This is a genomic window from Gracilibacillus orientalis, assembly GCF_900114645.1.
Lineage (GTDB): Bacteria > Bacillota > Bacilli > Bacillales > Amphibacillaceae > Gracilibacillus > Gracilibacillus orientalis.
The window spans coordinates 254081-260344 of the sequence record NZ_FOTR01000007.1; the positions used below are offsets into that span (position 1 = coordinate 254081).

6 protein-coding genes and 2 rRNA genes are annotated in these 6264 nt (G+C 34.8%); 2 read left to right on the forward strand and 6 right to left on the reverse strand.

Features of this window, described 5'->3' with window-relative positions; genetic code table 11:
- Window positions 1–2 precede the first annotated feature (2 nt).
- On the reverse strand, window positions 3–1064 hold the full coding sequence (locus BM121_RS14325; protein ID WP_342714484.1) for a potassium channel family protein: 1062 nt from the start codon (window positions 1062–1064) through the stop codon (window positions 3–5).
- Between the two features lie 95 nt (window positions 1065–1159).
- Between BM121_RS14325 and BM121_RS14330 the strand changes: the two genes are divergently transcribed.
- Entirely contained in the window at window positions 1160–1378 is a 219-nt protein-coding gene (locus BM121_RS14330) for an HTH domain-containing protein (protein ID WP_091484330.1), read from the forward strand.
- Window positions 1379–1427: 49 nt separating this feature from the next.
- Here BM121_RS14330 and BM121_RS14335 read toward each other — a convergent pair whose 3' ends face one another.
- Both BM121_RS14335 and BM121_RS14340 read right to left on the reverse strand, forming a co-directional pair.
- Entirely contained in the window at window positions 1428–2129 is a 702-nt protein-coding gene (locus BM121_RS14335) for a pseudouridine synthase (protein ID WP_091484331.1), read from the reverse strand.
- A gap of 16 nt (window positions 2130–2145) precedes the next feature.
- Window positions 2146–3768, reverse strand: coding sequence for a putative polysaccharide biosynthesis protein (locus tag BM121_RS14340; RefSeq protein WP_091484332.1), 1623 nt, complete (start codon window positions 3766–3768; stop codon window positions 2146–2148).
- Between the two features lie 154 nt (window positions 3769–3922).
- Between BM121_RS14340 and BM121_RS14345 the strand changes: the two genes are divergently transcribed.
- Window positions 3923–5182 carry a BaiN/RdsA family NAD(P)/FAD-dependent oxidoreductase gene (locus BM121_RS14345; RefSeq protein ID WP_091484333.1) on the forward strand — a complete coding sequence of 420 codons (1260 nt, stop codon included), beginning with the start codon at window positions 3923–3925 and terminating at the stop codon, window positions 5180–5182.
- 44 nt (window positions 5183–5226) lie between these two features.
- On the opposite strand, the gene BM121_RS14350 is transcribed toward BM121_RS14345, so the two are convergent.
- The 3 genes from BM121_RS14350 to BM121_RS14360 form a co-directional block, all read right to left on the reverse strand.
- Window positions 5227–5694 carry an ASCH domain-containing protein gene (locus BM121_RS14350; protein WP_091484334.1) on the reverse strand — a complete coding sequence of 156 codons (468 nt, stop codon included), beginning with the start codon at window positions 5692–5694 and terminating at the stop codon, window positions 5227–5229.
- A 132-nt stretch (window positions 5695–5826) separates the two neighbouring features.
- Window positions 5827–5943 (reverse strand): 5S ribosomal RNA (rrf, locus tag BM121_RS14355).
- Between the two features lie 73 nt (window positions 5944–6016).
- A 23S ribosomal RNA gene (locus BM121_RS14360) occupies window positions 6017–6264 on the reverse strand; the annotation flags it as partial.

Below are 6264 nucleotides of genomic sequence, written 5' to 3' on the forward strand. Positions count from 1 at the left end.
TATTACCCTCTTATTATTTTTTGATAGGTAGGTTTATCACAAATAACAAACAATTCAGCATTATTAGGTATCGATTCATTAAGCATTCGATTTATATTTAAATTGTCATGATCAGCAACAAGCGTTGCCCCCTGTTTCAATAAATCATCAAATGCATCTTTATAAGTATTCCACGATGATTTCACAGGTACATAAAATAAATCATCACCTTGTGATCTCCGAAGCAACTGACCAAATATGTTAGACATCCCATTTCGAAATGCTGAGCGTACAAATAATGATGAAATCGTTTCATTCGATATAATGAATTCATCAATTTGCGAATATTTAAAATTCTTAATATGATTTTCTTCCATAACCTCTACGATTGTGTGTACTTCTGGTGCCATTTCTGTAATTGTAGAAGCTATTAACAATGTTTTACCATCAGCTAATTGACCATCCGAAATATCATCATCTGCAAATATTAATACTGATTTTGCTTCTTGAATATTTGCCTTCTCTAACGGTTCTTGCTCAGATGGATTTCCTTTTATGTAATAAATATTACTATCTAACATTGGTGCTTTATCCAATTGATCTATAATAATTATTTCAATATCCTGATAGGTTGCGAGCATCTCCTTAATAGCATACTTCGCCTTCTGTGACCATCCGATAATAATATAATGCCCTTTTCCTTTATACATAATATCACCTTCCTGTCTTTTTTTACGATAAATCGCCAGACTGTCAATAATTTTCCCTATCACTACACCAATAAGCCCTATGCCAAAGACATATAAAAATAATGCTAACCATCTGCCACCAACTGTTACCGGATATAGATCACCGTATCCAACTGTTGTTACGGTAGTCATCACCCACCAGAAACCATCAAAAAATGTTGGAAAAGATTCTCTTTCTATGAAGACGATTAGCATAGATGATAGGATGACTAACAAAAAACTGGCTATAAACAGCATGTAATTCGGAATATGAATCACTTTTTTCATTAATTGCCTTAATACGTGCATAAATGGTTCACCTCGACTTTTTTTAATTATCTGTAAATTAATAGTTATATGTAGAAAATCCTAAAAATAAAGTGTAAAATAGAATGTACATCATGAATATACTTTAACAAGGTTTAACTTGAAAACTTTGAAGGAGTGATTTTTTGAGTCAATCAACCACCCGCATGCTAACTCGTGTTAAGGCTGTCTACCTGTTTATTAGAAATAATGGGCCGGTCACCACGAGCCAAATAGCTGAAGAGTTTGGCATTACGGATCGTACTGTACAACGAGATTTACATTTGCTGGCATATAATGGACTTGTTAATAGTCCAAATCGGGGACGTTGGAAAATCACAAACAAAAAAGTAAAAATATCATAAATGATTTATTGAATATATCCTTAACCAGTATTGGACTAATACTGGTATTTTATTTGCTACTTAATTGATCTAACTCTTCTTTTGTTAACTCCCGATATTCACCCATTTTAAGTTTCTCATCTAAATACAAGCTCCCCATTGATAAGCGCTTCAAGTACAACACATTATTATTTACTGCTTCAAACATTCGCTTTATCTGATGAAATTTCCCCTCTGTTATCGTAATCTCTACCATTTTATCTTCAATGGCTCGTAATTTCGCAGGTTTAGTTAAATAACCATCCTCTAATAGGACACCTTCAGCAAATTGGTTAATTTCTTGTTCAGTAATATCTCTTGCTAACTTTGCTATATATGTTTTATCAACATGTTTTTTTGGCGACAGTAATTCATGTGCCAATTGACCATCATTGGTTAATAATAATAACCCTTCCGTATCTTTATCCAAACGTCCAACAGGAAAAGGTTCTAGTACCTTATCTTGTTTTTTTATCAGATCGAGTACCGTTTTTTGCTTTTGATCTTCCGTAGCTGATAAATATTCTGCAGGTTTATGCAACATTAAATAAATATATTCTTTATACTCAATTATTTTACCATCACACTTTATCTGATCTTGACTCGGATCAATATGGATATCTGCTTTGCGAATGATTTGATTATTAACAGTAATTCTTTTTTTCTTTACTATCGCTTTGACATCTTTTCGGCTACCGTAACCCATATTTGCTAAAAATTTATCTAAACGAATAACTATTTCCCCCTTTCTACTTTCTAATTAATCGATCTAAAATAGCGATTCTTCTTCCAGTGATCCTTTCGAATAAGGTAGAAGCATAACCTAAATATAAATATACACTACCGCCTGCAACAACACCAATGAGCATCATTAGTACGGCATGTAGTCGGTTTTCATGAACATCTAGGAATAATCCGAATACGTATTTTATTACTAATAACACGATGACCATTATGCTTGTAAAGATAAGCATCAATAGTGATAATTTGAAAGTTTTTCGATAGTTGAAATTGATTGCTTTTTTTATTTGCCATAAGTTAAGTATTACAGCAATGAAGGTACCAATTAAAGTGGCAATGATTGCCCCTTTTGCTCCGAATGTTTGAATGAATATGGAATTCAACAATATTTTTGCAAGAAAACCTGCGGATAAGCTTATTAATGTGAATCTTTGCTTTTCAATACCTTGCAGAGTGTATGACGTAACGGTAAAGAAGGCAAAGGTTAATGCAGCAGGTGCATACCACGCGAAAAGTTCACCAGTTATATCAATATGTTTTATACCAAATAAACCACCATAAATGGGGTCAGCCAGGAGCATTAAGCCAAATACAGCTGGCAACACAAAAAACATAATAATTTGAAACGCCTGATTAATTTGGGCATTTAATTTCTGCATCTTATTAGCATTAAAAGCATTCGTGATTTCTGGTATTAAGGCAAGAGATAAGCCAGTCGAGATGGTAACAGGAATAATAACTAATTTATGTCCTTGAAAATTAAAAGCTGAAAAAGCTATATCTGCTATACTTTCTTTACCAATTGCTGACATGGCATGATTAAATGTAAGTTGATCGATAAATTGATACACCGGAATAGCTATACCAACAAGTACAAAAGGACCTGAATAACGAAACAATTCTTTCAATAAAGCTCTTGCAGGAATGTCCACTTTTTTTGTTTGTTTTTCAATTGCTACATCTAAATGTTTTTTTCGCTTTTTCCAGTATAAAGCTAGCACACCCCATGAAGCTAAACCTCCAACAAAGGCAGAAAAAGTTGCAAAACCTATTGCGGTCGAAATAGTTCCATCCATAATTTCTAAGACTACAAAAACGGACACTAATAAAAACACAATTCTGATAATTTGTTCAATTACTTGAGAAACTGCTGTTGGTCCCATTGATTCGTTTCCCTGAAAAAAACCTCTCACAATGGCCATACTAGGAATGATAATTAAAGCAAAACTGACCATTTGAATTACATGTTCCATTTCATCTATAGTTATACCTTCTGCTTCTTCATCTTTTGTCCAGTTTGCTATTAGATCGGCACCAAAGTACATAATCAAAAAGGCAATAAAGCCTGTTATTAACATTACTAAGCTTCCTATTTTCAACATTCTCATACTTGTATAATGGTCATTTAATGTATTATATTTTGCTACAAATTTGGAGACAGCTAAAGGTACGCCTACCGTTGATATACTTAGTAGGATCGTATATGAGATATAGGCATATGAGAATAGGGTCGTTCCAGTTTCACCTACCATGTTAGTGAAGGGAATAACATAAATCATCCCTAAAAATTTAGATAAAAAACTCGCTCCTGTGAGCAAAAGTGTTCCACGTAAAAAATTTGAACTTGACATGCTTTCACCTTTATTCATTAAAATATGTACCTTTAATATTTTAACATAGCAATCCATTTAATGTTATTCATTTCGACAGATTATTTGTGAATCTGATAAAACTGAGATAAACTTTTACTACAATGAAATATGAGCGGAAGGAAGAATGTAGAGAATGATGGATGTAACTATTATTGGTGGTGGACCTGCCGGACTAATGGCAGCTATTGCCTCAGCAGAACAAGGTGCAAATACACTATTGATTGATAAAGGGAATAAGTTAGGAAAAAAACTAGCAATATCTGGTGGAGGTAGATGTAATGTAACAAATCGGTTACCAGCTGATGAAGTAATGAAACATATTCCTGGTAATGGCCGTTTTCTTTATAGTGCATTTTCAATTTTTGATAACTATGACATTATTGACTTTTTTGAAGGTCTGGGTGTTGCTTTGAAGGAAGAAGATCACGGCCGAATGTTTCCTGTCAGTAATAAAGCAAATGACGTTGTCAATGCTTTATTACATCGGTTAGATGAACTGAATGTCACGATAAAGAAAAACACAGCCGTAAAAGCTATTGACTACAGAGAAAGCACACATCAAATCATATTAGACAATCAGGATAACATAGAAACAAAAGCTATCGTCATTGCTGCAGGAGGAAAGGCAGTTCCCCATACTGGATCTACTGGTGATGCATATCCATGGGCTAAAAAGGCAGGACATACGATAACAGAATTATATCCGACAGAGGTACCAATCGTTTCTAATGAAGAATTTATTCGTAACAAAATATTACAAGGTACTGCATTACGTAATGCTGCATTGTCAGTTTATGACGAAAAAGGTAAGAAAGTTACCACACATCAAATGGATATGCTATTTACTCACTTTGGTATTTCAGGCCCTGCGGTATTAAGATGCTCACAATACATTGTTAAATTGTTTATGAGAGGTCTAAAACAGGTTGAGGTACGAATAGATGCCATTCCTGATAAACCTTTACACAAGCTTTTCTCAGAACTATCAGCCATGGTTGATGAAAATTCAAAAAGAACCTTCAAAAATGTTACCAAAGGATTAGTTCCTGAAAGATATTTGGATTTTTTATTAGAAAGTAATGATATTTCACAAACGCTCAAAAGTGCTAATATTTCCCGGGAAAAGTTAGAAGGATTTGTAAACGACCTTAAAGCTTTTTCTTTTCAGGTCCAAGAAAGTCTTCCATTAAATAAAGCTTTCGTTACAGGTGGAGGTGTCTCCATTAAAGAAATCGTACCAAGCACGATGCAATCTAAAATAATGCACGGTCTATACTTTTGTGGAGAAGTTTTAGACATTCACGGATATACAGGTGGATATAATATCACCTCAGCCATGGTTACCGGAAGAGTAGCAGGCATGCACGCTGCTTGGGAAAGTCTAAGTTCATAACAGAAAAAGCTACAAAAAATCTAGACTTCAGCTTTATAGCTAGTCTAGATTTCTCCATTAATGTACACTAATTCAAAACGTTCACAAACTACTAATATTTGGTGGTTAAAGGCATGATTGATTTCATTAAATTCCCTTTCAAAAAAAGCTTGATGAACCTCACGCCAATATTTTAAACTTCGATCTCCTTCTCCTTCTAAATATGCATGTTCCTCAGACACCTCATCAAATGGGATAATGTTTACTTCGACTGTTTTAATTATTGCTACCGGTATATCATTTCCATCTAAAATGATATTATAAAGCCCTACATAAGGTAACGAAGAACCTTCTAATTGGTACATTTTATGATTTGATGATGTTGCCGTCTTCTTACCTTCTAATACTAATTGAGCCAGCTCATCTGCCTGTTCCTTAGTTGCTCCAAAATGCCATGCTTCATATGTATTAGGTGCATTCGGAGTTGTTTCTTGAAACTTACGCCAATATTCATTTATTCTTTCCTGTGACATTAACATGCCCTCCTTTTTCATTTAAATCTTTGTTTTAAGGCACTTTCTTCTCCAAATCTCATTTTTAAACTGGATTGCTTTTTGGATATATTAAAAAACTTCTTAGTTCTATGACTAAGAAGTTTTTTAAATGCCTAGCAACGTCCTACTCTCGCAGGGGCGCGAGCCCCAACTACCATGGGCGCTGGAGAGCTTAACTACTGTGTTCGGCATGGGAACAGGTGTGACCTCTCCGCTATCGCCACCAGACAATGTATAATGATATATAAGGGATATACCCTAAAAACTAGATAAGAGTTAACAACAAGTTCAAACAAATCGTATAGTTAAGTCCTCGATCTATTAGTATTCGTCAGCTTCACATGTCACCACGCTTCTACCTCGAACCTATCTACCTCATCGTCTCTGAGGGATCTTACTCTATCGAATAGATGGGAAGTCTCATCTTGAGGGGGGCTTCATGCTTAGATGCTTTCAGCACTTATCCCTTCCACACGTAGCTACCCAGCGATGCTCCTGGCGGAACAACTGGTACACCAGCGGTATGTCCATCCCGGTCCTCTCGTACTA